Source organism: Pseudomonas sp. M2 (assembly GCF_015751845.1).
Taxonomy (GTDB): domain Bacteria; phylum Pseudomonadota; class Gammaproteobacteria; order Pseudomonadales; family Pseudomonadaceae; genus Aquipseudomonas; species Aquipseudomonas putida_E.
Genome location: NZ_JADOUD010000001.1, coordinates 2,553,005 through 2,578,258 on the forward strand (window position 1 = coordinate 2,553,005; position 25,254 = coordinate 2,578,258).

The 25,254-nt window shown below is 61.6% G+C and carries 24 protein-coding genes; 7 read left to right on the top strand and 17 right to left on the bottom strand.

Features of this window, described 5'->3' with window-relative positions:
* Positions 1–10: 10 nt before the first annotated feature.
* A complete protein-coding gene (locus tag IWW33_RS11900; protein WP_115273172.1) occupies positions 11–1,789 on the bottom strand; it encodes a KinB sensor domain-containing domain in 1,779 nt (592 codons plus the stop codon).
* Positions 1,786–3,132 carry a sigma-54-dependent response regulator transcription factor AlgB gene (gene algB, locus IWW33_RS11905; RefSeq protein ID WP_046786732.1) on the bottom strand — a complete coding sequence of 449 codons (1,347 nt, stop codon included), beginning with the start codon at positions 3,130–3,132 and terminating at the stop codon, positions 1,786–1,788. The genes IWW33_RS11900 and algB overlap by 4 nt, the downstream gene beginning before the upstream one ends.
* A 210-nt stretch (positions 3,133–3,342) precedes the next feature.
* On the opposite strand from algB, the gene IWW33_RS11910 reads away from it, so the two are divergent.
* The 6 genes from IWW33_RS11910 (at position 3,343) to IWW33_RS11935 (ending at position 8,762) form a co-directional block, all read left to right on the top strand.
* Positions 3,343–4,164 (top strand): BON domain-containing protein, encoded by an 822-nt coding sequence (locus IWW33_RS11910; RefSeq protein WP_125924268.1) that lies wholly within the window; start codon positions 3,343–3,345, stop codon positions 4,162–4,164.
* 177 nt (positions 4,165–4,341) lie between these two features.
* On the top strand, positions 4,342–4,626 hold the full coding sequence (locus IWW33_RS11915; protein ID WP_046786730.1) for a hypothetical protein: 285 nt from the start codon (positions 4,342–4,344) through the stop codon (positions 4,624–4,626).
* A gap of 56 nt (positions 4,627–4,682) precedes the next feature.
* Positions 4,683–4,844 (top strand): DUF1328 domain-containing protein, encoded by a 162-nt coding sequence (locus IWW33_RS11920; RefSeq protein WP_003252966.1) that lies wholly within the window; start codon positions 4,683–4,685, stop codon positions 4,842–4,844.
* Between the two features lie 2 nt (positions 4,845–4,846).
* Complete coding sequence (locus IWW33_RS11925) at positions 4,847–5,317, top strand: inhibitor of vertebrate lysozyme family protein (protein WP_046786729.1); 471 nt, start codon at positions 4,847–4,849, stop codon at positions 5,315–5,317.
* 734 nt (positions 5,318–6,051) lie between these two features.
* Positions 6,052–7,380 (top strand): glutamate/aspartate:proton symporter GltP, encoded by a 1,329-nt coding sequence (gene gltP / locus IWW33_RS11930; protein WP_046786728.1) that lies wholly within the window; start codon positions 6,052–6,054, stop codon positions 7,378–7,380.
* A gap of 152 nt (positions 7,381–7,532) precedes the next feature.
* Complete coding sequence (locus tag IWW33_RS11935) at positions 7,533–8,762, top strand: spore maturation protein (protein WP_012316842.1); 1,230 nt, start codon at positions 7,533–7,535, stop codon at positions 8,760–8,762.
* Here the strand turns inward: IWW33_RS11935 and IWW33_RS11940 are convergent.
* From IWW33_RS11940 to IWW33_RS11980, 9 genes are all read right to left on the bottom strand, one after another.
* The gene (locus IWW33_RS11940; RefSeq protein ID WP_119687971.1) at positions 8,744–9,367 is read right to left on the bottom strand and encodes an ABC-type transport auxiliary lipoprotein family protein; all 624 of its coding nucleotides are present in this window, start codon (positions 9,365–9,367) and stop codon (positions 8,744–8,746) included. The genes IWW33_RS11935 and IWW33_RS11940 overlap by 19 nt on opposite strands.
* The gene (locus IWW33_RS11945) at positions 9,364–10,302 is read right to left on the bottom strand and encodes an MlaD family protein (protein ID WP_046786725.1); all 939 of its coding nucleotides are present in this window, start codon (positions 10,300–10,302) and stop codon (positions 9,364–9,366) included. The genes IWW33_RS11940 and IWW33_RS11945 overlap by 4 nt, the downstream gene beginning before the upstream one ends.
* Before the next feature lie 3 nt (positions 10,303–10,305).
* A complete protein-coding gene (locus IWW33_RS11950; protein WP_115273168.1) occupies positions 10,306–11,097 on the bottom strand; it encodes an ABC transporter ATP-binding protein in 792 nt (263 codons plus the stop codon).
* Complete coding sequence (locus IWW33_RS11955; protein WP_174142395.1) at positions 11,094–12,227, bottom strand: MlaE family lipid ABC transporter permease subunit; 1,134 nt, start codon at positions 12,225–12,227, stop codon at positions 11,094–11,096. The genes IWW33_RS11950 and IWW33_RS11955 overlap by 4 nt, the downstream gene beginning before the upstream one ends.
* 125 nt (positions 12,228–12,352) lie before the next feature.
* On the bottom strand, positions 12,353–13,375 hold the full coding sequence (locus tag IWW33_RS11960) for a DUF5924 family protein (RefSeq protein WP_046786722.1): 1,023 nt from the start codon (positions 13,373–13,375) through the stop codon (positions 12,353–12,355).
* Between the two features lie 90 nt (positions 13,376–13,465).
* Positions 13,466–14,872, bottom strand: a complete 1,407-nt coding sequence (locus tag IWW33_RS11965; RefSeq protein WP_115273167.1) for a pitrilysin family protein — start codon at positions 14,870–14,872, stop codon at positions 13,466–13,468.
* 30 nt (positions 14,873–14,902) lie between these two features.
* Positions 14,903–16,561 carry a Na/Pi cotransporter family protein gene (locus IWW33_RS11970; RefSeq protein WP_174142396.1) on the bottom strand — a complete coding sequence of 553 codons (1,659 nt, stop codon included), beginning with the start codon at positions 16,559–16,561 and terminating at the stop codon, positions 14,903–14,905.
* 228 nt (positions 16,562–16,789) lie between these two features.
* A complete protein-coding gene (locus tag IWW33_RS11975; RefSeq protein ID WP_012316834.1) occupies positions 16,790–17,560 on the bottom strand; it encodes a TerC family protein in 771 nt (256 codons plus the stop codon).
* Positions 17,561–17,633: 73 nt separating this feature from the next.
* Positions 17,634–18,941, bottom strand: coding sequence for a CitMHS family transporter (locus IWW33_RS11980; protein WP_012316833.1), 1,308 nt, complete (start codon positions 18,939–18,941; stop codon positions 17,634–17,636).
* 266 nt (positions 18,942–19,207) lie between these two features.
* On the opposite strand from IWW33_RS11980, the gene IWW33_RS11985 reads away from it, so the two are divergent.
* Complete coding sequence (locus tag IWW33_RS11985; RefSeq protein WP_046786718.1) at positions 19,208–19,609, top strand: GFA family protein; 402 nt, start codon at positions 19,208–19,210, stop codon at positions 19,607–19,609.
* Between the two features lie 60 nt (positions 19,610–19,669).
* On the opposite strand, the gene IWW33_RS11990 is transcribed toward IWW33_RS11985, so the two are convergent.
* From IWW33_RS11990 to IWW33_RS12015, 6 genes are all read right to left on the bottom strand, one after another.
* Positions 19,670–21,628 carry a DUF4105 domain-containing protein gene (locus IWW33_RS11990; RefSeq protein WP_174142398.1) on the bottom strand — a complete coding sequence of 653 codons (1,959 nt, stop codon included), beginning with the start codon at positions 21,626–21,628 and terminating at the stop codon, positions 19,670–19,672.
* Positions 21,625–21,945, bottom strand: coding sequence for a DUF2388 domain-containing protein (locus IWW33_RS11995; RefSeq protein WP_012316830.1), 321 nt, complete (start codon positions 21,943–21,945; stop codon positions 21,625–21,627). The genes IWW33_RS11990 and IWW33_RS11995 overlap by 4 nt, the downstream gene beginning before the upstream one ends.
* On the bottom strand, positions 21,930–22,274 hold the full coding sequence (locus tag IWW33_RS12000; RefSeq protein ID WP_046786716.1) for a DUF2388 domain-containing protein: 345 nt from the start codon (positions 22,272–22,274) through the stop codon (positions 21,930–21,932). The genes IWW33_RS11995 and IWW33_RS12000 overlap by 16 nt, the downstream gene beginning before the upstream one ends.
* A gap of 82 nt (positions 22,275–22,356) precedes the next feature.
* The gene (locus tag IWW33_RS12005) at positions 22,357–22,674 is read right to left on the bottom strand and encodes a DUF2388 domain-containing protein (RefSeq protein WP_174142399.1); all 318 of its coding nucleotides are present in this window, start codon (positions 22,672–22,674) and stop codon (positions 22,357–22,359) included.
* 314 nt (positions 22,675–22,988) lie between these two features.
* Complete coding sequence (locus IWW33_RS12010; protein ID WP_012316827.1) at positions 22,989–23,204, bottom strand: DUF1127 domain-containing protein; 216 nt, start codon at positions 23,202–23,204, stop codon at positions 22,989–22,991.
* A gap of 375 nt (positions 23,205–23,579) precedes the next feature.
* Positions 23,580–25,073: an acetyl-CoA hydrolase/transferase family protein gene (locus IWW33_RS12015; protein WP_039604671.1), complete on the bottom strand. Its 1,494-nt coding sequence runs from the start codon at positions 25,071–25,073 to the stop codon at positions 23,580–23,582.
* Positions 25,074–25,254 lie beyond the last annotated feature (181 nt).

The following is a 25,254-nucleotide window of genomic DNA, read 5'->3' on the forward strand; positions in this document are numbered from 1 at the left end:
GGTCAAGAAATCACACCGGAAGAGCCATGTAGAACTGTGTTCCCTGCCCGGGCCGGGAGAAGACGCCCATGCGGCCGCCGTGCAATTGCACGATTTCCTTGCACAATGCCAGCCCCAGCCCGGCCCCGCCCTTCTTGCGCCCTACCTGTACAAAGGGTTCGAAAATGCGCCCCTGCTGTCCGTAGGCAATGCCTTCGCCATTGTCCTCGACGCTGATGATGACGCGCTCCGCGTGGCGTCGCGCATGCAGGCGAATTCGCCCCCCGCTGCCGGTATGCCGAATGGCGTTGTGCAGCAGGTTGTCGAGCACACGATCCAGTTGGGCGATGTCGGCCTGGATCCGAGGCAGCGGCGGCTCCAGCGCCTTGATCAGCTCGATCTGCTTGACTGATGCCTGCTCGCTGAACCGTACCTGGGCACGTTCGAGCAGTTCGTCGATGGCACAGGGGGCGAGTTCGAGTTTTTGCAGCCCGCTCTGGTAGCGTGAAAAATTCAACAGGTCGTTGATCAGTTGGGTCAGGCGCTGCATTTCCTCGCCGATGGTCTCCAACAGGTCATTCTCACGCGCCTCAGGTGGAAACTTCACGCGCTCTCGCAGCAGGCCGAAGGCCATGTGCATGCCGGTGACCGGCGTACGCAGTTCGTGGGAGGCGCGCAGTACGAACTCGCTACGCACACGCTCGAAAGCGCGCTGCTCGGTCACATCGTGCAGCACCATCACGGCACCGAGAATCGGTCCTTGCGGGTGGCTGACCGGGGTCAGGCTGTAGGACAGCAGGCGTGACTCTTCATCAACCTCGATACTCAGGTCCTCAGGTGGGCGGTCCAGGCTACCGCCGCGCAGCACCTGGCGCAGCTGTTGCTCCAGTTCTGGGCGCTGCAGTGCCTCTGCCAAGGGGCTGCCCAGGCGGTTGTTGCTCCAGCCGAGCTGGCGCTGGGCGACCGGGTTGAGATGCTCCAGGTTGCCTTGGCGGTCGATGATCAGCAGGCCATCGTCGATGCTGTCGAGCACAGCCTGCAGGCGTTGTTGGCCAGCCAGCAGTTCATCGACGTTGGTCTCCTGGTGCTTGCGCAGCGCCTCGGCCATCAGCCCGAAGCGGCGGGTCAGCTGGTTGACTTCTATGGCTTGGCTGACGGGCAACGTGACATCGAAGTTACCTTGGCCGAGTTGATCTGCGGCCTTGGCCAGGGCTTCGATGGGTTGCCCGAAGCGGCGGGCGATGTTGTGTGCGGTAAAGAAGCCGAGCATCAGCACCACCAAGCCCGTCAGGCCGAGTACACCACTGACCAGTAAAGCGCGGTCGCGGGACAGTTGTTCGCTGCGAGTGATGTAATCGATGGCAAGCTTGTGCGAATCGATCAGGTCGGTGCGCACTTGGTTGAACGCGGCGCCCAGTGGCTGGTCGGCACCCATGCTGTTTGCCGGTGCAGGGCTTTGGCGATAGGCACTCAGGAAGGCCTGATAGTTGCTGCTGGCCTTGTTGAAGCCGGTACGTTCACCGCCTTGTGCAAGCCCTTGGTCAAGCAGGTCCTGGAAATTGTCTTGCAGCGCTCGCAGGCTCTGAGGCGAAGTTTGCGCATCGAGGATGAGCATCAGTTGCTCGCCCAGGTTCTGCCGAAGCTTCAAGCCTATTTCCAGGACATGGGTGGTATTGCTCACCGAAGCTTGCTGCGCGGCAGTCATTTGCAACACGCTGACCAAACCTAGCATCAGGCCCAGCAGAGCGACTGTGATCAGCGCTGAAATGCTGAGGAAAAGCCGCGTACGCAGCTTCATCGGCCATTTCATAGGTTGTACTGCTTACGCTTGCGGTACAGGGTCGAGGCATCGATACCCAAGGTCTTGGCGGCCTGGTCCAGTGTGTCACTGGCTGCCAGCACGGCGCCGATGTGGGCACGCTCCAGTTCATCCAGGCTCAGCGCCGCACCAACCCGGGGAGCGCTGCCGGCAGGTTGCTCGCCCATACCCAAGTGAATGATCTCCACGCGGTCCTGTGGGCAGATGATGCTGGCGCGTTCGACCACGTTGCGCAGTTCGCGGATATTGCCAGGCCAACGGTAATTGAGCAGCGCGGCGCGGGCTTCGTCGCTGAAGCCGCGGGCAGGGCGCGCGTACTCCTTGACGAAACGGGCGAGGAAGCGATCGGCCAGGGTAAGGATGTCCTCACTGCGCTCGCGCAGGGGCGGCAGGTGCAGGGTGATGACGTTCAGGCGGTAGAGCAGGTCTTCACGGAAGCGGCTTTCGCGGACCATTTCTTCCAGGTTCAGGTTGGTCGCCGCGAGGATGCGCACATCGGCGCGTCGGGTGACAGGGTCGCCTACCCGCTCATACTCTTTATCCTGGATGAAACGCAGTAACTTGGGTTGCAATGTCAGGGGAAAATCGCCGATCTCGTCGAGGAACAGCGTGCCGCCATCGGCCTGGTTGACCCGGCCCAGCGTGCTTTCACTGGCGCCAGTGAATGCGCCGCGGGTGTGGCCGAACAATTCGCTCTCCATCAGCTCGGCGTTCAGCGACGGGCAGTTGATGGTCACGCAGGCCTTGCGTGCACGCTTGCTCCAGCTGTGAATGGCGCGGGCCAGTTCGCCCTTGCCGGTTCCCGATTCGCCAAGAATGAGGATGTTGGCGTCGGTGGTGGCTACCTGACGTGCGGTTTCCAGCACGGCCATCATTGCCGGGCTATGCGAGTCCAGGCCGTCTTTGGGCTTGCGCACTTCACCTTCGAGCGCCTCCAGGCGTGCCGACAATTGGCGGACTTCCAGCTGTTTGGCTGTGGCCAGGCGCAACTGGTCGGGGCTGCAGGGTTTGACCAGGTAGTCGGCGGCACCGGCCTGGATCGCATCGACCGCAGTGTCGATGGCCGAATGCGCGGTGACGATCACCACCCGCATCCACGGTGCCTGGATGCGCATCTGTGCCAGCACATCCAGGCCGTTGTCTTCACCCAGACGCAGGTCGAGGAAGCACAGGTCGAACACCTGGCGCTGGAGCAAGGCTTCAGCCTGCGCGGCACTGTTGGCGGTGGCCACGCTGTAGCCCTCATCTTCGAGGCAGTAGCGGAAGGTGCGCAGGATCGCGGACTCGTCATCCACAAGCAGAATACGGCCTTGGTTGTCCTGGGCTGATTCCATTTCCAGCGCTCCTTTGGGAAAGATCTTCATTTAGTGTGGGAAAAATCGGGCAAGTTGCATGGTCAATTCTGAAGGATTCTGTCCTATGCATGCTAGCCAATGGCCAAAGAATGCCGTGAACCCGCGATATCTCAATGATTGCCTTAGAGCATTGAGGTGGCACATTGGTTGCGATGATTTGTGGATTTAGCCTACAGAAGGAGTGCGGTCATGCCTTTTACCACTCGAACGGCTGTGTTGACGGCCAGCCTGTTATCCATTTGCACCCCAGCGTTTGCCGACCCGGTTCAGGATGCCCGCCTGGAGGGCTCCCTACAGACTGCGCTGGCACTCAACCGCATGCTCAACCCGTTTCGCATTGAGGTCGAGGTGGATGGCCAGCGGGCACGCCTGACGGGTGAGGTCGAGAATGAGGTTGAGCGCCAGCTGGCCGAACACGTCGCACAGGCGACTCGAGGCATCGAGCAGGTCGATAACCAGTTGCAGGTCAACGCCGGGCTGGTCGAGCGCCCGCTCGAATTGCGGGCTTACGCTCAGCGTCTTGAGGATGCAACCCTGGCTGCCGTCATTCGTGCCCGTCTGCTGTGGAGCCGTACGACGCAGAAGGCGCCTATCGAGGTACAGAGCAGTGAAGGTGTGATCACCCTGCGCGGCAAGGTCGACAGCGCTGAAGCCAAGGAACTGGCTGGGGTGGTGGCGCGGACCACTGACGGTGTGTACCTGGTCAACAACCTGGTCAGTCTGGATTCCGCAGCCATGGCCCAGGCTCGCGAAACGCCGGTGGGCGTGTCCACCGGGCCGCAGCCAAGTGACAGTTGGGTGATCGACAAGATCCAGAACAGCTTCCGCTTCAGCCGCAACCTTGATGGCCTGAACATCAAGGTTGCCAGTGAGGGCGGCATGGTGCGGCTGTCGGGTGAGGTGGTCAGCAGCGAGCAGAAAACCATCGCCGTTGAGATCGCGCGGCAAATCATTGGCGTACGTGGGGTGGATGCCGATCTGCTCAAGGTGGCGACCAAGGTTGAAGGATGAATCGTGCAATACGCACGACGCCAAGACGGGCATCGTGCAGGATACGTCCTCAGGCCCAATCATGTGTTTGTATAAGTATCTGATTTATAAGGATTTATTAGAAATCGAGCCACTGGCACGCAGGCTGCAATTACCTGTTCAGGTTTGAATAGAAAAATTACAGCAGGAGAAGCCGGCATGAACCGCCAATCCGTCAACCGTTCGCAGATCGCCGCACTGCCACTGCGCCAGTTCCTGATACTGGGGATGGCGTTGCTGCTGGCTTTGGCCGCAGGCCTTTTTTACTACAGCTGGCAGACCGCGCGACTCACTGAGCAGGTTGCGGCGCAGACTGCGCTGCTGGCGCAAATCCAGGCTACACGTGCCAACACATTGGTGAGGGCAGCGCAAAAGCTGCCTTCGGCCAACACCTCGCCGGCCACAGTCGAAAAAGTCGTGCCCCAGCAACGCTGGGTGTTCTAAGGCGCTGCGGTTTCGACACCGACCGGATCGATTTCAAAAAAGAAAGGAGAAGCATCATGCTGAGTTGGGCTATCACTTTCCTCATCATCGCCATTGTCGCCGCCGTACTCGGCTTCGGTGGTATCGCCGGCGCTGCCACGGGTATCGCGAAGATCCTGTTCATTGTCTTCCTGGTCCTGTTCGTAGCCTCCTTCTTCTTTGGACGTGGTCGAGGTTGACGATGAGCAGGAAGCTTTGCAACGCCGTAGCTGCCGCTCTGCTGTTGGGTGGTAGCGCAGCGGCGATGGCGGCCAATGATGGCCAGGTCAGCGCCGACAAGTTGCTCGGCTCTGACCCTGAGTACCGGGAGACCTGGCAGGACGCGATCAAAGGCGAGGAACGCCTGCCCGACTGGGTGATCAACCTGACGGGCAGTGCGCAGCAGCAGATGTCCGCGGTGACCGAGGATGGTGACAAATATCTGGTCGGACCGCTGTGTGAGTCCAAGGACAACTGCACCTACAAACGCCTGATCGTAGCGTTCAGCTGGGACAAGGACGATGCCTACGGGATGCTGGTGGAGGTACCCGAGGGCCTGCCGAGTGACAAGGCCCCAACCCGCCATGCGCAGTATCGTTGGCTGGGTGAGCCGGATGAAGGCATGCAGGCGATGCTGAAGGAGCAGCTCAAGCGTGACCCGAACTGGTACTGAGTGTCAGGGACGATTGGTCGCGCACTGTCACGTAATAGAAGTGGAACCTTTCTATAGTTCTCGCTTCTATGATGCGCTGCCCCGAGGAGGGGCCGCACATGACCAAGGGGCCGGGCTGTTCTGATTGTTGCAGGATCGGAGTGGCCTAGGGGTACAGGGAGTGCCTCCAGCAATGGGCCGGGTCAGGCAAGGCAAAATCGGAGGTTCAGGTCAGCAGTGAGTTTTCCCACATAGAGCTGGCCTGACTTCCGAGATGCCATCTTCATTTCAACATCTCCCTTTCAGCTTTTTCCTGCTGAGACACATTTTGTCTTGACCGCACATCAATTTTTTTTCGCTCAACGCTGCCGTTGTCAGGTGTCATTTCGGCCATTCGGATTGTCGAACAGGCCATCAATGTCCTCTTTTGCGTACTGCCAAATCAGCCGAGATCTGGCGGTTTGGTCGTGTTCGGGTTTCCGAACGTTATAAATCAATGACTTGCGAATGCCTCATTTTGACGCATTGTTGTATGCCGTATCGGCATGGGGTATGCGCTTCCGGCATTAGATTTCGTCCTTGCCCATCGCAATAGTTGCCGCCTTTTCGCTGGCCCGAGCGCCCTGTCGCTCGCTTGCGGTGTCCTTACATGAGGCCTCCGGACGGAAGCTGTACGATGCCCGTGACGTTGCCAACGGCTCTGTTACGTGCTTTTCCGGTCGGTGCCCGTGATCACTAGAACAAAGGGTAAAGACATGAAGAAGGCAAAATTGAGCCTCGCCTGGCAGATCGTCATCGGTCTGGTCCTGGGCGTTGCAATCGGCGCGCTACTGAATCATTTCAGTGCAGAAAAGGCATGGTGGATCAGCAACGTTCTCCAGCCCGCCGGTGACATCTTCATTCGCCTGATCAAGATGATCGTCGTCCCGATCGTGATTTCGTCGCTGATCGTGGGCATCGCCGGGGTTGGCGACGCGAAGAAACTGGGCAGCATCGGCCTGAAGACCATCATCTACTTCGAGGTGGTGACAACCATCGCCATCGTTGTCGGCCTGGTGCTGGCAAACCTGTTCCACCCGGGCGCCGGCATCGACATGAGCACCCTGGGCACCGTCGACATCTCCAAGTACCAGGCGACCGCCGCCGAGGTGCAGCATGAGCATGCGTTCATCGAGACCCTGCTGAACCTGATCCCGTCGAACATCTTCGCGGCGCTGATGCGTGGCGAGATGCTGCCGATCATCTTCTTCTCGGTGCTGTTCGGCCTGGGCCTGTCGAGCCTGCAGGCCGACCTGCGTGAACCACTGGTGCGTACCTTCCAGGGCGTGTCGGAGACCATGTTCAAGGTCACCCACATGATCATGAACTACGCCCCGATCGGCGTATTCGCCCTGATCGCCGTGACGGTCGCCAACTTCGGTTTCAGCTCGCTGCTGCCGCTGGCCAAGCTGGTGCTGCTGGTGTACTTCGCCATCGCCTTCTTCGCCTTCATGGTGCTGGGCCTTGTCGCACGCATCTTTGGCTTCTCGGTAATCAAGATCATGCGCATCATGAAAGATGAGCTGATCCTGGCCTACTCCACGTCCAGCTCCGAAACCGTGCTGCCGCGTGTCATCGAGAAGATGGAAAAGTACGGTGCGCCGAAGTCGATCTGCTCGTTCGTGGTACCGACCGGTTACTCGTTCAACCTCGACGGCTCGACCCTGTACCAGAGCATCGCGGCGATCTTCATCGCCCAGCTGTACGGCATTGACCTGTCCTGGAGCCAGCAATTGCTGCTGGTGCTGACCCTGATGGTGACCTCCAAGGGTATTGCCGGTGTGCCGGGCGTATCGTTCGTGGTCCTGCTGGCAACCTTGGGCAGCGTAGGCATCCCGCTGGAAGGCCTGGCCTTCATCGCAGGTGTCGACCGCATCATGGACATGGCGCGTACCGCTCTGAACGTGGTCGGCAATGCCTTGGCTGCCCTGGTGATCGCTCGTTGGGAAGGCATGTACGACGCCGCCAAGGGCGAGCAATACTACGCCTCGCTGATTGCGGACAAGAAGGAAGCGGCGCTGGTTGGCGAGACCGCCAAGCGCTGAACCTGACGCGTTGAACATTGAGCCCCGATTCATTCGGGGCTTTTTGCTGTCTGTAAGGGCCTCATCGCCAGCGAACCTGCGATGTGGCCAGCGCAGGCTAAAGCAGCCGTTGGTGCGTTATCATTCAGGCACTTTTCAGGGGGAACACACGGATGCTCAACGGCCTTTGGCTTGGCTTTTTCCTGGTGGCGGCCGTATCGGCCCTGGCCCAATGGCTGGTGGGCGGCAACGCCGGCATTTTCGCCGCGATGGTCGAGAGCATCTTCGCCATGGCCAAGCTGTCGGTCGAAGTCATGATCCTGCTGTTCGGCACCCTTACCCTCTGGCTGGGTTTCCTCAAGATCGCGGAAAAGGCCGGTATCGTGGAATGGCTGGCCAAAGTGCTCGGCCCGCTGTTCGCCCGGCTGATGCCGCAAGTGCCACCCGGCCACCCGGCACTGGGCCTGATCACCATGAACTTTGCTGCCAACGGCCTGGGCCTGGACAACGCCGCTACGCCGATCGGCCTGAAAGCCATGCGCGCCCTGCAGGAGCTCAACCCCAGCAGCACCACCGCGAGCAACGCGCAAATCCTGTTTCTGGTGCTCAATGCCTCATCGCTGACCCTGCTGCCGGTCACCATCTTCATGTACCGCGCCCAGCAAGGCGCTACTGACCCGACCCTGGTGTTCCTGCCGATCCTGCTGGCGACCAGCGTTTCGACCCTGGTCGGTCTGCTGTCGGTGGCGGTGATGCAGCGCTTGCGCCTGTGGGACCCGGTGGTGCTGGCCTACATGATCCCGGGTGCTCTGCTGCTGGGCGGCTTCATGGCCTTCCTCGGTACCCTGTCGGCTGCTGCGCTGGCCAGCCTGTCGTCTGTCCTGGGCAACCTCACGCTGTTTGGTGTGATCATGCTGTTCCTGGTGATCGGTGCGCTGAAGCGGGTGAAGGTGTATGAGGCCTTTGTCGAAGGCGCCAAGGAAGGGTTCGACGTGGCCAAGAGCCTGCTGCCCTACCTGGTGGCCATGCTGGTAGCCGTTGGTGTGCTGCGCGCCTCCGGGGCCCTTGAGCTGGCATTGGATGGCATTCGTCACGCGGTAAGTTGGATGGGTATGGACACCCGCTTCGTCGAGGGCCTGCCGACCGCATTGGTCAAGCCGTTCTCCGGCAGTGCGGCGCGGGCGATGCTGATCGAGACCATGCAGACCCACGGCGTGGACAGCTTCCCGGCACTGGTAGCCGCTACCGTTCAGGGCAGCACCGAAACCACGTTCTACGTGCTGGCGGTGTATTTCGGTGCTGTCGGCATCCAGCGCGTGCGCCATGCCGTAGGTTGCGCCTTGCTGGCCGAACTGTCCGGTGTCATTGCGGCCATCCTGGTCTGCTATTGGTTCTTTGCCTGAGCCTGAGCGCTTTGCGCGACGGTCCAGTTCACCACCTGCGCGGCGAGTTGATCGTTGGCCATGCCGAAGCCGGCCACCACGGCCGAAACCTGCGTATCTGCCAGCAGCTGACGCACCTCGAAACGCTTGCTGGCAAGGATTCGCTGGCTGCGCCCGTGAACCAGACGCGCGTCATAGCGGATCACCACCTCCACCGTACCGGTTGGCCGGTACTCGCTCTGAAATGCCTGCAGTTCACCGGCCAGTTCATAGTCGGCCTGCAGGTTGCTGTCGTCGGCGCTCAGACGCTGTACACGCCCGTCGCGCTGGAAGCCATCGAGCAGGCGGTTGCGTAACAGCAACGGCACCGGGTCGCTCCAGCGGGCGCCTTTGTAGCTGCTGACCACATCGCCCTTGGGGATCACAGCGATGCGTGGCCCGGCCAGCACTTCGCTTGCCAGCGGCTTGTTCAAGCGTAACGACCATGGCACCGGGGTCGCGCTGTGGCTGGCCTGGTTGACCGGCAGCCGGTAGATATCCACAGGCTCGCTCTGGGGCAGGATCGAGCAGGCGGCAGACAGGCTCAGCGCGGCCGTCAGGGCCAGCAGGCGCAGCGACAGCTTCATGGCTGGAACTCCTTGTTGTTGTCGCGGCCAAGCAGGTAGCCGCTCGGGTCGGCTTCCAGGCGTCGGGAAATGCCCTTGAGTGAGTTGAGGGTTTCACGCAGTTCGCGGATGGCCGGTGTCAGCTGGTTGAGGCCTTGCGCGCCGTCGTCGATGGACTGGCGGTTATCATTGAGCAGGCTGTTGATGGTCGCAGTGCTGGCGGCCAGCGATTGCATGGCCTGCTCGGCGCTGCCGATGGCCTGTTTGCCCTGGGTGCCGAGCAGGCTGTTGGCATTGCGCATCAGCGCTTGGGTTTCGGCCAGCGTGGCGTTGGCCTGTTTGCCGACCTGGGCCAGCTGTTCTATGGCCTGGGAAATGCCGCCTTTGTGGTTGGCGAACGCACTGGTGGTCTGTTCCAGATTGGCCAGGGTGTTGCTCAGGCGGTCGATATTGTTTTCCGAGAACATCTGGTTCGCATTGTGCAGCAGCAGGTTGATGTTGGTGACCAGGTCGCTGCTGTCATTGAGTAGCTGCGAGATGGGGGAGGGCGAGGCGATTATCACGGGTAACTTGCCGTCTTTGCCCTTGAGCTCTGGGCTTTTCGGAGTGCCGCCGCTGAGCTGGATGAACGAGTTGCCGGTGACGCCGGCGAGGGTCAGTTTCGCCTGGGTGTCTTCCTTGACCGGGGTATCGCCGCTCAGGCGAACCCGGGCCAGCACCCGGCGCGGGTCCTTGGGGTCCAGGCGCAGGCTGGTCACGTCACCGACCTTGATGCCGTTGTATTGCACGGGGCTGCCGCGGGACAGCCCGGAGACGGCTTCGTTGAAGATCACTTCGTAGTCCTTGAAGGCGTCGTCGACGCTGGACTTGGTCAGCCACAGGCCAAACAGCATGGCACCGGCCACCACCAGCACGGTGACCAGGCCGATGAGGACGTGATGAGCTCGGGTTTCCATCGTTCAGCGCTCCTGCCCGGCACGGTTGGCGGCCTGTTCAGCCGCCCGTCCGCGTGGGCCGTGAAAGTAATCGTGAATCCACGGGTCGTCGGTCTGTTCGACTTGGGCCAGCGGGCCTGCCACCAGCACCTTCTTCTGCGACAGTACCGCGATGCGGTCAGTGATGGTGTAGAGCGTGTCCAGATCGTGGGTGATGAGGAACACGCTCAGGCCCAGGGCGTCGCGCAGGGTGAGGATCAGTTGGTCGAAGGCGGCGGCGCCGATCGGGTCGAGGCCGGCAGTGGGTTCGTCAAGGAACAGGATGTCCGGGTCCAGGGCCAGTGCGCGGGCAAGTGCGGCGCGCTTGATCATGCCGCCGGACAGTGAAGAGGGGTATTTGTCTGCGGCCGAAATCGGCAGGCCGGCCAAGGCCAGCTTCACCCCGGCCAGGTGCTCTGCATCGGCGCGCGACAGGCCTGCATGCTCGATCAGTGGCAATGCGACGTTCTCGGTGACGGTCAGCGAGGAGAACAGCGCACCCTTCTGAAACAACACGCCAAAGCGCCGTTCGACCAATGAGCGTTGCTCTTCATGCAGGCCGGCCAGGTTCTGGCCAAACACTTTGATCTGGCCTTCATTCGGCAGCCGTAGCCCTATGATGCTGCGTAACAGCACCGACTTGCCGCTGCCCGAACCGCCAACCACGGCCAGGATTTCACCGCGGTAAAGGTCCAGATCGAGGTTTTCGTGCACGCTCTGGCTGCCGAAGCGGTTGCAGATGCCCCGCGCCTGGATCACTGCTTCCGGGGTACTCACCAGCCCATCTCCATGCAGAACAGCGCAGCCACTGCGTCGAGCACGATGACCACGAAGATCGACTGAACCACGCTGGAGGTGGTATGGGCGCCTACCGATTCAGCGCTGCCGCTGACCTTGAAGCCTTCCAGGCAGCCAATGGCCGCGATCAGGAAAGCGAAGAAAGGTGCCTTGGCCAGGCCGACGAGAAAGTGCTGCACGCCAATATCGCTTTGCAGCAGCGAGAGGAACATGGCCGGCGAAATATCCAGTGAAAGCGCGCACACCACAGCACCGCCGACGATGCCGCAGATCATCGCGACGAAGGTCAGCAGCGGCAGCGAGATCAGCAGTGCCAGCACCCGGGGTACGACCAGCAGTTCGATCGGGTTCAGGCCCAGGGTACGGATGGCGTCGATCTCCTCGTTGGCCTTCATCGAGCCGATCTGGGCAGTGAAGGCGCTGGCTGTGCGGCCGGCCATCAGGATGGCAGTCAGCAACACGGCGAATTCGCGCAGGAACGAGAACGCCACCAGATCCACCGTGAACACGGATGCGCCGAAATCGGCCAGCACGGTCGCCCCGAGGAAGGCGACCACCGCGCCCACTAGAAACGTCAGCAACGCGACGATAGGCGCGGCGTCCAGACCTGTCTGCTCGATATGCGAGACAACCGGGGTGAGCCGCCAGCGATGCGGTTGCAAGGCCCGGCGCAGCAGGGTCTCCAGGATCAGGCCGATGAAGCCGAGCAACTGCAGGGTGTCTTGCCACAACGTATTGACCGCGCGGCCGATGCGCTCCAGCAGCAGGAGCAGCACAGGGCGCTCGGGTTCCTTTACCGGGATGCAGTAGTCCTGAACCGAGCAGTAGACGTTCTTGAGCAGGGCGCGGCTGGCAGCGGGCAGCTGTTGAGTGCAGTGCGACAGGCGCTCAGAGCCCAGCAGCTCAGCCAGTAGCGAGGCACCGGCGGTATCGAGCTGGCCCAGTTGGCTGAGATCGGCTACGGCGTCGGCGCCGTATTGGGTGCGCAGGTGTTCGCTGTCGCGCTTGAGGCTGGCGTAGTGGGCCAGGGTCCAGTCACCGGCAATGCGCAGGCAGGCCGGTTGGCTGCTGGTGTCCAGAGTGGCGCTGGGGGTGGTCATAGGCTCCATGCATCTGACAGGCGTAGAGGCTGATCATAGCGCAGCAGGCATGGCGGGGTTTGTTGAAATGTGCTGAGTGCTGTTGGGGCCGCGTTGCGGCCCAATCGCCGGCAAGCCGGCCCCCACAGGAGCGCTTACTTCGCCGGCGCGTCGTCTACCACCTTGAAGCGCAGCACACCGATCACTTGGCCATCTTCGGTCAGTACGCGCACCTGCCATTTACCTGCGGGGTTTGGCGGGAAGTTCTGCTTGTGGGTCCACGCACGGTAGCCTTCCTTGCGCCCGCCATGGATATCCAGGGCGATACGGTCCACTTCCTTGCCGTCCTTCTGCCACACATGGTAGATGCGCTCGTTGAGGCCGCGCGGTGCGTTGATGGCGGTGTAGGCATACAGGCCGCTGCTGCGAATGCGGCTGGCGGCAACTTCATCCAGCGATTCGCCGGGCTGGCGGTTCAATACCTCTGTGCTGACCGCCACTTCGGTCATCCACAGGGTGGCCGGTGGGACCCACGAGCGCAGTAACCAACCGCCCCCGCCGACCGCCAGGGTCACCAGTACCAGCGCCACGCCGCGCCGCCAGGTGTTGATCGGGAAACTGCTGGCCAGGCTCGGGAACGACAGCACCATGGCCGCAACCAGTGCCAGCTTGAAGCTTTGCGCGGTGGTCAGGTGCAGGATGATCGGCAGGGCTGTCAACAGCGCGGCGAACAGGGTGAGGGTGTGCAGCGCCATGAACAGCCAGCGCCGCGGTGCCAGCCACTTGTAGTACAGCGGGTCGATGATCGAGACCAGCCCGGCGGCACCGAGCAGGCCGGTGAATACCAGTTGGCCACTGTTCCAGGTGGTGGTGATGAAAAAGAACGGCAGTACGAAGAACAGGCTTTCCTGGTGGATCATCTGCGTCGCGTAGCGCAGCAGCGGCTGAGGAATTTCCCGTTTGAAGGTGCGGGCGAACAGGCCTGTCAGGGTGTTCTCCAGCATCAGCCAGATCCAGCTCACCAGCATGAGAATGGCGACCCAGCTGGCCAGGCTGGCCTGGCGGTCGACCAGAATGAAGCTGCCGATACCGGAGAGGAAACCGCCGAGCGCGATGATGCCGGGGTAGCGTTTGAGCAGTTCGATGACGCGCTGGACGATATGGGGAATAGGGGGCATGGGTATACAACAGAGTGATAGGGTGACTGTGCCGCGCCGTCGCGGGTAAACCCGCGAAGAGGCCGGTACTGGCGAAAGGATACCGCCGAATCACCGCTGCCGTGTAGCACCGCTCGGTGGTTGGGGTGAAGTACGCCGGCGACGTAGCAGCCCGGCAGCCAGGATCACCCCCAGTAGCAGCGCAATCAGCCCATACAGCTCGTCATACCCAAGCAACGGCTTCTCGATGCGCAGATAACCCTCATCCTTGAGCAATGCCTTCAGCGCCTCGTTGGCCTGCTCCAGGCTGACCTGTCGCAGCTGCCGGGCCGGGTCGGCAAAGCGCCCGTTGCTGTAGGCGTTGAGTGCCCCCCAGTAATAATCGGCCAGCGCGCTGTTGCCCTGGGTGCTCCAGCTTTCCTTGGCGACGGCGGCCTCCTTGATACGGGCGAATGTATCCGGATCAAGGCCGTCCTCGCGCAAGTGGTCGAACAGTTTCTGCATCACCTTGACCGCCTCGTCGACGTCATCGCGCTCAAGGTCAGCGTTCAGGCTGAGCAGGCCGCTGTCACCAAAGCTTTCGCGTTGTGCCGAAGGCCCATAGGACAGGCCGTTACGCAGGCGCAACTGGTCGTACAGGGCCCAGTCCAGATAGCGTGAGAGCAGGTCGAGGGTCGACTGGTGGTCGTTGTCCAGTACCGGCTCGATGAACAACCAGTGCAGTTTGACGCTGTCGCCCAGAAAACCACGGGTCAGGTCGCGTCGCTGTTCGGCCTGCTGGCTGATGCTTTCCAGGTTGCGCCGCTCCTGCGGCTCGGTGGCGGGCAGCTCGCCGTAGGTGCGCTCCAGGTAGGCCGGCAGCAGCCGATCGAGGCCGCCAACCATGATCAAGGTCATGTTGTTGGCGGCGTACCAGCGATCACGCAGGGCCTGCACCTGCTCCAGCGTCATGCCATCGAGGTTGGAGCGTTCCGGGCATTTGAGGCCCAGTTCGGTTGCCAACTGATCGCTGGCCGGATGACCGATGTCCTGGCGGTCGAGCCAACGTTGCAGGTGGCCGTAGTGGCCGCCGTCTTCACGTTCGATGATGCGCTTGGCCGTGGCCAACGCCTTGGCGTCGATGCGGGTGTCGCGCAGTACCGCCAGCAGCAGGTCGAGCACTTTGCGCTGGTTGCGCGCCGGGGCCTCGATGACGAAGGTGGTGTCGGCGCTGCTGGTGAAGGCATTCCATTCGCCACCCAAAGCCTGCAGGCGCTCTTCCAGGCCGCCCTCACCGGTCTCGTCGATGCCGCTGAACAGCAAGTGCTCGAGCAGGTGCGGCAGCTCTTTCTGCTCGCAGTCGAAGTCGTCCAGGCCCACACCCACCACCAGGCGGATCGCCACATGATCGCGTTCGTAGCCGGATTTAAGAATAACCTGCAGACCGTTGGGCAGCAGGTAGCCCTCGACCCGCGAACGATCGAGGGCGAAGGAGTGCAGGCTACAGATCAGCAGGCAAACGAAGGTCAGGCAACGCATGGGCGAGCTTGGGTCTCCAGGTAGGCGAGATCAGGGTAGGCGGGCTTCGTCCGGCACACTGTCGAGCATTAGCCCGCCGGTGTCCGAGCCACCCAGTACCACATAGGCACTGCTGCAGAACAAAGAGTTCAACCGCTTCATGTCAGCGATCAGCTCCAAGTGTAGCGAACTGGTCTCGATACTTTGCACTACCTTGCGTTGCAGGCGGCTGACATGGGCATGGGCCAGGCGTCTTTCCTGGGCACGGAAGCGGCGTTTTTCCCGCAACAGCAAGCGTGCGCTCTCTGGGTCGGCGCTGAGAAAGACCGAAAGGCCCAGGCGCAGGTTGGTCAGCAATTGCTCTTGCAGGCCGGCCAGCTCTTGCAGGCCGACCTGGGAAAACTCCCGGCGTTGGCTGGTCTTCTGCTGTTGGACCTTGCGCAGCATGCGTTCGACCAGGTCACAGGCCAGCTTGAGGTTGATCGCCAGTTCGATGATTTCGGCCCAGCGCCTGTTGTCCTGATCGCTGAGGTCTTCCCGGGGCATTTGGGCCAGGTACAGTTTGATGGCGCTGTACAGCGCTTCGGCATCTTCGCCCAGGGCACGGACCTGCTGTGGGAGGGCGGTCTGGGTGCCGCGCAGGGCGTTGAGCATGGCCTCGAGCAGGCTGTCGACGATATCGCCCAGGCGCAACGTTTCGCGGGCAGCATTGGCCAAGGCCAGGCTGGGTGTGGTGAGTGCCGAGGCGTCCAGGTGGCGTGGGCGCACTTGGCCGTTACCGTTCTCGCGCTCCGGCAACAAGCAGTTGCACAGGCGCCCCATGGGCTTGACGGTGGGCAGCAGGACCAGGCAACGCAGCGTGTTGTAGAGCAGGTGGAAGCCGATCACCAGCTCCTGTGGGCTGAAGCTCAGCGAGTCCATCCACGCCACCAGTGGATTGAGCACCGGAATGATCAGCACCAGGCCGATCAGCTTGTACAACAGGCTGCCCAAGGCCACTCGCCGGCCCGCGGCGTTCTGCATGCTGGTGCTGAGAAAGGCCAGCAGCCCGCTGCCGATGTTGGCGCCGACCACCAGGCCGATGGCCACTGGCAGGCTGATCAGTTCAGCGCCGGCCAGGGTGGCGGTCAGCAGCACTGCTGCCAGGCTGGAGTACGAAACCATGGCGAACACTGCGCCAGCCAAAGCATCGAGCAGGATGTCTCCGGTCAATGAGGCGAACAGCACTTTCACACCCTGAGCCTGGGTGATGGGGGTGGCCGCCTGAACGATCAGTTCCAGCGCCAGAATGATCAGACCCAGGCCGATGCCTACCCGGCCCAGCTGGCCCGCGCGCGTCTGCTTGCGCGACAGAAAAAAGATCACGCCCAGGAATATCAGCAACGGCGAAAGCCATGAAAGGTCCAGGGTAAGCACCCTGGCCATCAGCGCGGTACCGACATCGGCACCGAGCATGATTGCCAGTGCCGGGGTCATTGCCATAAGGCCCTGACCCACGAATGACGTCACCAGCATGGCGGTGGCGTTGCTGCTCTGTACCACGGCCGTGACCAAGATACCGGCGATGAACGCCAATGGTCGCCGGTTCATGTTCTGGCTCAGGACCCGGCGCAGGTGGGAGCCGAACACTCTCAGGATGCCGGTACGGACGATGTGCGTGCCCCATACCAGCAACGCGACGGCGGAAAGCAGGTTGAGCAGGGTCAGCATGGTGTAGCCCCCCTCTTATCCGGGCTCCAAAGGCGGAGCCAATGGGTGAAGCGGTAAGCCTGGCCCGGGGGTGGGTGTTTTTATCCAGTGCTTACTCAAGCTTTAGTTGTTTTGCGGGCCTGTCGCCAGCTTGGCATGCTCGGCCAGCATTTGAAACCTGTCTGTCATCAAATCCAAGGCATGAAAAAGGGCCCTGATGAGGGCCCTCGAATACTGCGTTCGCGGTGCTTACTGACCCGGAATGTCCTTGCGCAATTTCACTGCGTCTTGCTCCTTGCCACGCTTGCGCGCCATGGCGGTGCGCATGCGGATGTTGATGGCCTCCACCCCCAGGGAGAACGCCATGGCGAAGTAGACGTAGCCCTTGGGCACGTGCACATCGAAAGATTCGGCAATCAGCACGGTACCTACGACGATCAGGAACGAAAGCGCAAGCATCTTCAGCGAAGGGTGCTTGTCGATGAAGTTGCTGATGGCACCGGCGCACAACATCATCACCAGTACTGCAACGATGATTGCTGCGACCATCACCGGCACATGCGAAACCATGCCTACAGCAGTGATCACCGAGTCCAGGGAGAACACGATGTCGATGATGGCGATCTGAATGATGGTGAAGAGGAACGTGCCGCCCTTGCCCTTGGGCTCGTCACCGCTTTCGTCCTCGCCTTCCAGGCCGTGGTAGATCTCCTGCGAGCTTTTCCACAGCAGGAACAGGCCGCCAAAGAACAGAATCAGGTCGCGGCCCGAGATGCCCTGGCCGAATACCACGAACAGGTCGGCAGTCAGGCGCATGACCCAGGTGATCGACAGCAACAGCAAAATGCGGGTGACCATGGCCAGGGCCAGGCCGAAGATTCGGGTGCGCGCCTGCATGTGCTTGGGCATGCGGCTGACCAGAATCGAGATCATGATGATGTTGTCGATACCGAGAACGATCTCAAGCGCAGTGAGGGTGAAAAAGGCAACCCAGATTTCCGGGCTGGTCAGCCATTCCATGTGTATTCCTTCGAACGATAGTGGCGAAGCGCCCCTGCACAGGGCACTTCGCGTTGCGGTGACAGGCGTTTATTTACAGACTGCTGAACAGCGGAAAAATGCCCATCAGCAGTGCGGCGAGCATTATGCACATGCACACCAGTACTGCCCACTTGAGGGTGAAGCGCTGATGATCACCGAATTCGATGCCTGCCAGCGCCACCAGCAGGTAGGTCGAGGGTACCAGCGGGCTCAGCAGGTGTACCGGCTGGCCGACGATCGAAGCGCGGGCCATTTCCACCGGGCTGATGCCGTAGTGGCTGGCCGCTTCGGCCAGCACCGGCAGCACGCCGTAATAGAAGGCGTCATTGGACATGAAGAAGGTGAACGGCATGCTCACGATCGCGGTGATCACCGCCAGGTAAGGGCCCAGCGCTTCGGGAATGACCGCCAGCAAGCTTTTGGACATGGCCTCGACCATGCCGGTGCCCGACAGGATGCCGGTGAAGATACCGGCGGCGAAGATCAGCCCGGTCACGGCGAGTACGCTGCCAGCGTGGGCGGCAATACGGTCCTTCTGCTGCTGAAGGCAAGGGTAGTTGACGATCATGGCGATGCTGAAGGCGATCATGAACAGCACCGGCAGTGGTAGCAGGCCTGCGATCAGTGCAGCCATCAGCGCAGCGGTGAGCGCACCGTTGAACCACAGAAGCTTCGGCCGGCGTGCGTCGGGGAACTGCGACACGGTGATTTCGCTGTGATCGATGTCGTCGGTAGGCAGGTGCAGTTCACCCAGGCGGGCACGCTCACGCTTGCCGTACATGTAGGCGATGGCCAGGATCGCCAGCACGCCAAAGACCATGGCCGGGATCATCGGTACGAAAATGTCCGAAGGGTCTACGTGCAGGGCACTGGCTGCGCGGGCAGTAGGGCCGCCCCATGGGGTCATGTTCATCACCCCACCGGCGAGTATGATCAGGCCGGCCATGATCCGCGGGCTCATGCCCAGGCGGCTGTACAGGGGCAGCATGGCGGCGCAGCAGATCATGTAGGTGGTGGCGCCGTCACCGTCCAGCGAGACCACCAGGGCCAGCACGGCGGTGCCGACCGAGACTTTCAGCGGGTCGCCCTTGACCAGCTTGAGGATCTTGCGCACCGCCGGGTCGAACAGGCCGGAGTCGATCATCAGGGCGAAGTAAAGGATGGCGAACATCAGCATGACGCCGGTGGGCGCGAGCTTGCTGATGCCTTCGAGCATCATCGGGCCGATCTTGGCGGAAAAACCACCGAACAGGGCGAACAGGATCGGTACCAGGATCAGCGCGATCAAGGCCGACAGGCGCTTGGTCATGATCAGGTACATGAAGGTGATGACCATGGCAAAGCCGAGGAAGGTCAGCATGGCAATACTCCAGGCGTGGCGCGGCGAAAGGAAAGTCGATCGGGCGAATCAGCGCGTTGAGCGCTGCGCGGGGAGCAAGCGGGGGGGGACTGCGAAAGGGCGGGCACAGGAATACATCAGAATCACCATTGTTGTTGTTGATTGGGCCGGGCGCGGAAGATTCCGGGTGCCCTGGCTGACCGGTCTTGTGCCGGTAGTGGTGGCTATCCTATGGGGGCAAGCTTTCAGCCAGCTTTCGCCAGGAAAAGGGCGACGGGAGGTAGGAGATGTCTGATGTAACTGAAGGTGGCTGCCATTGCGGCGCCTTGCGCTATTGCTTGAAGGGTGAGTTGACGGATATCGCCCATTGCCATTGCTCGATCTGCAGGCGGGTCAGCGGCGGCCTGCTGGTGACCTGGCTCACCGTGCCTCGCTCCGGTTTCCAATGGGTGGCGGGCAGGCCGCAGTGCTATGTGGCTCCGGCCAGTTGCAAGCGCTACTTCTGCGGTGATTGTGGTGCACATGTGGCGTTGGTGACGTCGCATAGCCCGGGCAGCATCGATGTGACGGTAGCGACGCTGGACCACCCGGAACGGGTGCGGGCCACGCGGCACATTTGGACCGGGAGCCGGTTGCCCTGGCTGCATGTGGATGAAGGTTTGCCTGAAGAGGAAGAGGAAAAACGCTAGCCTCTGGATGGCATTGCCCGCCCTGTCGCCGGTTTGCCGGCGACAGGGCCAGGAGGGCAATCAAGGCAGTTGCAGGCCGCCTGCTGCCTTGTGCAGCGCCCGCAGGTGCTCACCAATCAGCTTCACATTGGCCTCGACCGCAGCAATTTCCTTGGCCCGCGAAGGCTCCAGCAGCGCCCTGACTTCTCTGTCCAGGTCAGTGCTCAAGCGCAGCAACTGGGCCTGCCGTTCACTACTGACTTTTTCCAGATGCTTGCGCTCATCCGGCTGCGGCAGCCCGTATCCCTTTGTATCCAGCAGTTCGGCCGGGCGGCTGAGGAAGCCACTGTTGGCGAGCATCTGCTTCAGGGTCTGGTCGGCCTTGTTGATACTGCCATCTTTCAGCGCGGCCGCATTCAGATAGCGCTGCTTCACTTCATCCTGAGCCAGCAGCAGTTGGCGGCGCAGGCTGGCCTGTTCCAGCAGAAGCAAGGCGGCGCTGGTGCGCAGGTCGGCTTGCAAGAACCAGCCGCGGCGCTGTTCGGCGTCCTGGGCCAGCCAGTCCTCGACCTTGTCCTGCTTGACTGGCAGCTGTTGCTTCAGCACATCGAACATCGCTTGATAGCGGTCGCGATACGAGTCGAAACGGTAGCCCAGGCGCAAGGCTTCGCGCGGGTCGTCGAGCACGCTGGTATCGGCCAGCCCCCGGCCCTTCAATACTGCAAGCAAACCGTTGGGCATGATGCTGTCGAGGTCGTTCAGGCGCGGGTTGGCGGTGCCGCTGCGCAGAAGCTTCAGTGACTCCACCGCACAGTTGTTGGACAGGAACCAGTAGTTGCCGTCATAGCTCCAGTGCATCTCGGCGGCCTGGCGTACCAGATTTTCAATTTCGTCGCGGTTGAGCTTCAACGGCACCGACGCCAGGCTGCGCAGTTCGGTCTTGGTGTATTCGTCGATCACTTGGGCCAGCGGTAGCACGAACAGCCTCGACGGATAGGCGCCAACCAGACCATCCCAGCTGGACAGTTGAACGTCATTGACGAAAGCACGGTAGGAGAGCACCAGGTGCTGGTCGAGGTCCAGTCGGCAGTCTGGCCCGCGAGGCCGGCCGGGTTTGCAGATCACCAGGCGCAGCATGCTGTGGCCCCAACGGCTCACCAGGTTCTGGTTGGCCTCGGCCAGGAGAAAGTCCACCTCATAGACCCGTTCCGGGTCGATTTCGCCCAACGGCTGGCGGGCGAAGTCGCTGCCGGCGTTGAGGAATGGCAAGCCCTTGGCGCACGTTGCCTGCTCGGGCGCCCAGCCGAAATGATCAGCCAGGTACTGATTGAGTGCTGGCCGACGGCAGCCGTAGCTTGGGTCCAGGAGGAAGTACTCCATGTTGACCGCGATGTATTCCTTGGGGCTGCTCAGCTCATAGCTGTCGGGGCTGCGCAGGAACTGGCCATTGTGCTGTTCGCGCTCACCGCGGCGGCCGACGTATTGCTGCCAGCCGGCCAGGTCGAGCAGGCGCGGGTCATCGCTCAGGGTAAAGCGGCGCTCGGCCTGGCCGCGGCATTGCTCGGGAAGACCGACCTTGCCAACGGTGCCTTGCTGGCGCTTGCAGCGGGCGATCAGCGAACGTTCAGCACTGGGCCAGAGCCGGGCTCGGTCGTATATGTGGGTAAGTTCGTGCAGGACTGTAGCCAGCAACTCCTCACGCACCGTGCCATGCGGACGGTTGGTGCGCTCCTGTGCAGCACTGCCGTCAGTCAGGCCGGGCAGCAGGCGCCGGTTGAGCTGCAGTGTCGAGACCAAGGATGCCTGCCCGTAGGCATCGGCTGGCATGTTGTCGCTCCAGCTGACCTCAATGCGCCGGTCGAGCTGTTGCTTGAAGCGGGGAGGGAGCTTGGCCAAAGCCTCATCAAGCAGGGCTTGGGTGGCTTGAGCCTGCTGTGGGGCCAGGCCGGCTGCCTGCAGCTCGAGCTGCAGGCCGGCCAGGGCGGGCGTGCCCAGCAGCGTCAGGGCGCAGCCGAGCAACCAGGCACGTACGCGGTTCACAGCGCCAGGATGGCTTCGGCCAGCACCTGGTCGCTGGCGCCGCGCGCTTCAGGCACGCGTTCGCGCAGGGTGTTGAAGGCGGCCTCAAGCTGGGCGCCACGAATATCACCGTTGCTGGCGACGAAGCTGGCGGCATCGTCATGGGCTTCACGCACGACCTTGGAGTCGCGGATCGAGGTGGTGGTGTCAGAGGTGAAGTCGATCGAGCGGCCAAAGGCCCGCACGATGATGTTGCTGGTGGCCACCAGAGTTTGTGCCTGGGCCAGGTCGGCCAGCAGCAACATGCCGAGGGTAGCGGCGATCAGCGGTTTACGCATGGAGCATCTCCGGAAATGCAGGGAGTCAGATTTAGTGATTGGACGAGAATTGCTTCTGCCAGTTCAAGGTCGCCGACAGATTGACGGCCGCCGTCATGGCGCAGCGACTTGAGTGCTGCTTCCAGGCGTGCTCCGTGAATCAGGCCGTCGCTGGCGACGAAGGCTGCGGCATCGTCGCGAGCCTGCCTGACCAGCTTTCGGTCGAATGGGGCAGTCGTGACTTGGCTGGTGACGTAGCCTGTGATGACCAGGCCTTGCGTGGTGGTGTCCATGGCATGGGCACTGCCCATGGCGACTACGGAAAACAGCAGCGGCAACAGATAACGCATTGGCTTTCTTACGACAGGAACGGAACGGCGAAGGCTAGCCCACAAGTACCGGCCAGGGCCAGCGCTTGTGGGCTGTAGCAGGTCAGATCGCGAGGATGGCCTGGGCCAATTGCGCATCGCTGGCCTGCAGGGCTGGCATGGTCGAGCGGATGTGCAGCAAAGCGCTCTCGAGCTTGGCGCCGCGAATGGCGCCCTGGCTGCCCACGTAGCTGGCCGCATCATCGCGAGCGGCCTGAACGATCTTGTCATCACGGAAAGACGAGGACACATCGGAGGTAGCGTCGGTGGAGGCGGCAACCGCGCCAACGACTGCATCAGTAGTGACAATGAAGCTGGTGGCGTGGGCAGTGCCGGCCAGGCCGAGCAGCAGGGCTGCGCCAATCAGGTAATTACGGGTCATGGTCGTGCACTCCTGGGGAAGATTCGGGTGGATCTGCTTATTGGACGCTCACACGGTTCGTCACGGTGGCTTTGAACATCTGGTTTTACCAGACTGCCCAGTCAAGCGTATCACGCGCCGGAATTTATGGATGTTAATGAACGGCGCACAAGGTAACTGTTATGGTCTATTTTTATATTTTGAAAATTGTACTGGTTCAGTGATGGCAGGCTCTGCTGCAAGGGTGGCCGGGAATTACCCATAAAAAAACCCGCTGCAGTCTCCTGCAACGGGTTTGGGATTCACGGTGCCAGCTGAAGCCGGCGAGCCGGTGCTTAGCGCCAGAACGGCTTGCTCAGCTCTTCGTAACGCTGCGACTCGCTGATACCGGCATCGGCCAGCAGGCGGGCATCGAGACGCGCCAGCTGACGGCGGCTGGCCATGCGGCGCTGCCACAGCAGCAGGGTAGAGAGCGCGCGCAGCGGCAGCGAAGCGTTGGTTTGCTGGGCGTTGTTTTCGAAAACGAGACCGGAACTGAGGGTACGTTCCATGATGTTTCATCCTTCCGCTTATGGCGGGACTAGGGAGTGGTTTAACTGATGCCAATGATCCTCCTCTGCTGTCCATAACAGTAGATACAGTTCTACTGCATTACGATGGTTCAGTTAACTGTGTAACCCTACTGTTGCACTCGAAACAGGCGCAACTGTACTGGTCCGCACCGTTATGGTGCTTTTTCAGGTTTTATATGGCTTTGAGCAGGCGGGAGCGTGGCGAATTAACGGTACAGTAGTACAGTTTTATCGTATTCAGTGCTTGCTGAATCGGGCTTGTGCCGAGAAAGGGCTGCAGGGCAGCCCTCGAGGTGTTGCTGTGGCGTCAGGAGTGCGTGGCGGCCGTTGGCAAAGGCAGGCCGCTGCTACAGATCAGCTGGCGAGCATGCGCCCACTTTCTTCCAGATTTTCGTGCCAGCTCAGCGCCTCACGCAGGATATGCGGAGTGTGGCCGCCACGCAGGCAAGCGCGATCGAAATAGTCGTTCAGCGCTGCACGGTAATCCGGGTGGACACAGTTATCGATGATCGCCCGTGCCCGTTCCCGTGGCGCGAGGCCCCGCAGGTCGGCAAGCCCCTGTTCGGTTACCAGGATGTCCACGTCGTGCTCGGTGTGGTCGACATGGCTCACCATAGGCACCACGCTGGAGATCGCGCCGCCTTTGGCGATCGACTTGGTGACGAATACGGCCAGGTGGGCATTACGGGCGAAATCGCCGGAGCCACCGATACCGTTCATCATCCGGGTGCCACAGACGTGCGTGGAGTTGACGTTGCCGTAGATGTCGAACTCCAGCGCCGTGTTGATGCCGATGATGCCCAGGCGGCGCACGACTTCAGGGTGGTTGGAGATCTCCTGCGGGCGCAGCACCAGCTTGTCCTTGTAGCGCTCCAGGTTGCCGAATACGTCGGCATTGCGACGGCCCGACAGGGTGATGGAGCTGCCCGAGGCAAAACTCAGCTTGCCAGCGTCGATCAGGTCGAAGGTCGAGTCCTGAAGTACTTCGGAGTACATGGTCAGGTCTTCGAACGGCGACTCGATCAGGCCACACATCACCGCGTTGGCGATGCTGCCGATGCCGGCTTGCAGCGGGCCGAGCCTGTTGGTCATGCGGCCTGCATCCACTTCGTTCTTGAGGAAGTTGATCAGGTGGTCGGCGATGGCCTGGGTTTCATCGTCCGGCGGTAGCACGGTGGAGGGCGAATCAGGCTGGTCGCTGATGACGATGCCGACGATCTTGGCGGGGTCGATCGGGATTGCGGTGCTGCCGATGCGGTCATCCACTTTCACCAGCGGGATCGGCGTGCGGGTTGGGCGATAGGTCGGGATATAGATGTCGTGCAGGCCTTCGAGGTTGGCGTTGTGCGACAGGTTGATCTCGACAATCACCTGCTTGGCGAAGATCGCGAAGCTCGCCGAGTTGCCCACCGAAGTGGTCGGCACGATGTGGCCCTGTTCAGTAATGGCCACCGCTTCGATTACCGCGATGTCCGGCAGTTTGAGCTGCTGGTTGCGCAGTTGCTCGACGGTTTCCGACAGGTGCTGGTCGATGAACATCACCTGACCGTCGTTGATGGCTTTGCGCAGGGTGCTGTCGACCTGGAACGGCATGCGGCGCGCCAGCACGCCGGCCTCGGTCAGTTGCTTGTCCAGGTCATTGCCCAGGCTGGCGCCGGTCATCAGGCTGATTTTCAGAGGCGACAGCTTGGCGCGTTCGGCCAAGGCATGCGGTACGGCCTTGGCTTCGCCGGCGCGGGTGAACCCGCTCATGCCGACGGTCATGCCGTCCTCGATCAGGCCAGCGGCGTCAGCCGCACTCATTACCTTGCTGTGCAGGGAGGACAAGCGGATACGATCACGGTACATGGATTGTTATCTCGGGCTACTGAAGCTACTGCAGCGCAGTCTAGAGATTTACCCCGGCGCCGTCCCGCGACCATGGTCGTATGAGGAGCCACGCAATAGAGCCATTGATCTGGATCAGCAAAATGAAAAAGCCCCGGGAGGGATCTCGCCGGGGCTTCTTTATAGTCCACTGGGTGGTGGA

What these genes read in the sequence shown, in the direction of transcription:
- IWW33_RS11900 (WP_115273172.1), bottom strand. Translation starts at nt 1,789, where the DNA reads ATGAAATGGCCGATGAAGCTGCGTACGCGGCTTTTCCTCAGCATTTCA.
- algB (WP_046786732.1), bottom strand. Translation starts at nt 3,132, where the DNA reads ATGGAATCAGCCCAGGACAACCAAGGCCGTATTCTGCTTGTGGATGAC.
- IWW33_RS11910 (WP_125924268.1), top strand. Translation starts at nt 3,343, where the DNA reads ATGCCTTTTACCACTCGAACGGCTGTGTTGACGGCCAGCCTGTTATCC.
- IWW33_RS11915 (WP_046786730.1), top strand. Translation starts at nt 4,342, where the DNA reads ATGAACCGCCAATCCGTCAACCGTTCGCAGATCGCCGCACTGCCACTG.
- IWW33_RS11920 (WP_003252966.1), top strand. Translation starts at nt 4,683, where the DNA reads ATGCTGAGTTGGGCTATCACTTTCCTCATCATCGCCATTGTCGCCGCC.
- IWW33_RS11925 (WP_046786729.1), top strand. Translation starts at nt 4,847, where the DNA reads ATGAGCAGGAAGCTTTGCAACGCCGTAGCTGCCGCTCTGCTGTTGGGT.
- gltP (WP_046786728.1), top strand. Translation starts at nt 6,052, where the DNA reads ATGAAGAAGGCAAAATTGAGCCTCGCCTGGCAGATCGTCATCGGTCTG.
- IWW33_RS11935 (WP_012316842.1), top strand. Translation starts at nt 7,533, where the DNA reads ATGCTCAACGGCCTTTGGCTTGGCTTTTTCCTGGTGGCGGCCGTATCG.
- IWW33_RS11940 (WP_119687971.1), bottom strand. Translation starts at nt 9,367, where the DNA reads ATGAAGCTGTCGCTGCGCCTGCTGGCCCTGACGGCCGCGCTGAGCCTG.
- IWW33_RS11945 (WP_046786725.1), bottom strand. Translation starts at nt 10,302, where the DNA reads ATGGAAACCCGAGCTCATCACGTCCTCATCGGCCTGGTCACCGTGCTG.
- IWW33_RS11955 (WP_174142395.1), bottom strand. Translation starts at nt 12,227, where the DNA reads ATGGAGCCTATGACCACCCCCAGCGCCACTCTGGACACCAGCAGCCAA.
- IWW33_RS11960 (WP_046786722.1), bottom strand. Translation starts at nt 13,375, where the DNA reads ATGCCCCCTATTCCCCATATCGTCCAGCGCGTCATCGAACTGCTCAAA.
- IWW33_RS11965 (WP_115273167.1), bottom strand. Translation starts at nt 14,872, where the DNA reads ATGCGTTGCCTGACCTTCGTTTGCCTGCTGATCTGTAGCCTGCACTCC.
- IWW33_RS11970 (WP_174142396.1), bottom strand. Translation starts at nt 16,561, where the DNA reads ATGCTGACCCTGCTCAACCTGCTTTCCGCCGTCGCGTTGCTGGTATGG.
- IWW33_RS11975 (WP_012316834.1), bottom strand. Translation starts at nt 17,560, where the DNA reads ATGGAATGGCTGACCAGCCCGGAAATCTGGGTTGCCTTTTTCACCCTC.
- IWW33_RS11980 (WP_012316833.1), bottom strand. Translation starts at nt 18,941, where the DNA reads ATGCTGACCTTCCTCGGCTTTGCCATGGTCATCACCTTCATGTACCTG.
- IWW33_RS11985 (WP_046786718.1), top strand. Translation starts at nt 19,208, where the DNA reads ATGTCTGATGTAACTGAAGGTGGCTGCCATTGCGGCGCCTTGCGCTAT.
- IWW33_RS11995 (WP_012316830.1), bottom strand. Translation starts at nt 21,945, where the DNA reads ATGCGTAAACCGCTGATCGCCGCTACCCTCGGCATGTTGCTGCTGGCC.
- IWW33_RS12000 (WP_046786716.1), bottom strand. Translation starts at nt 22,274, where the DNA reads ATGCGTTATCTGTTGCCGCTGCTGTTTTCCGTAGTCGCCATGGGCAGT.
- IWW33_RS12005 (WP_174142399.1), bottom strand. Translation starts at nt 22,674, where the DNA reads ATGACCCGTAATTACCTGATTGGCGCAGCCCTGCTGCTCGGCCTGGCC.
- IWW33_RS12010 (WP_012316827.1), bottom strand. Translation starts at nt 23,204, where the DNA reads ATGGAACGTACCCTCAGTTCCGGTCTCGTTTTCGAAAACAACGCCCAG.
- IWW33_RS12015 (WP_039604671.1), bottom strand. Translation starts at nt 25,073, where the DNA reads ATGTACCGTGATCGTATCCGCTTGTCCTCCCTGCACAGCAAGGTAATG.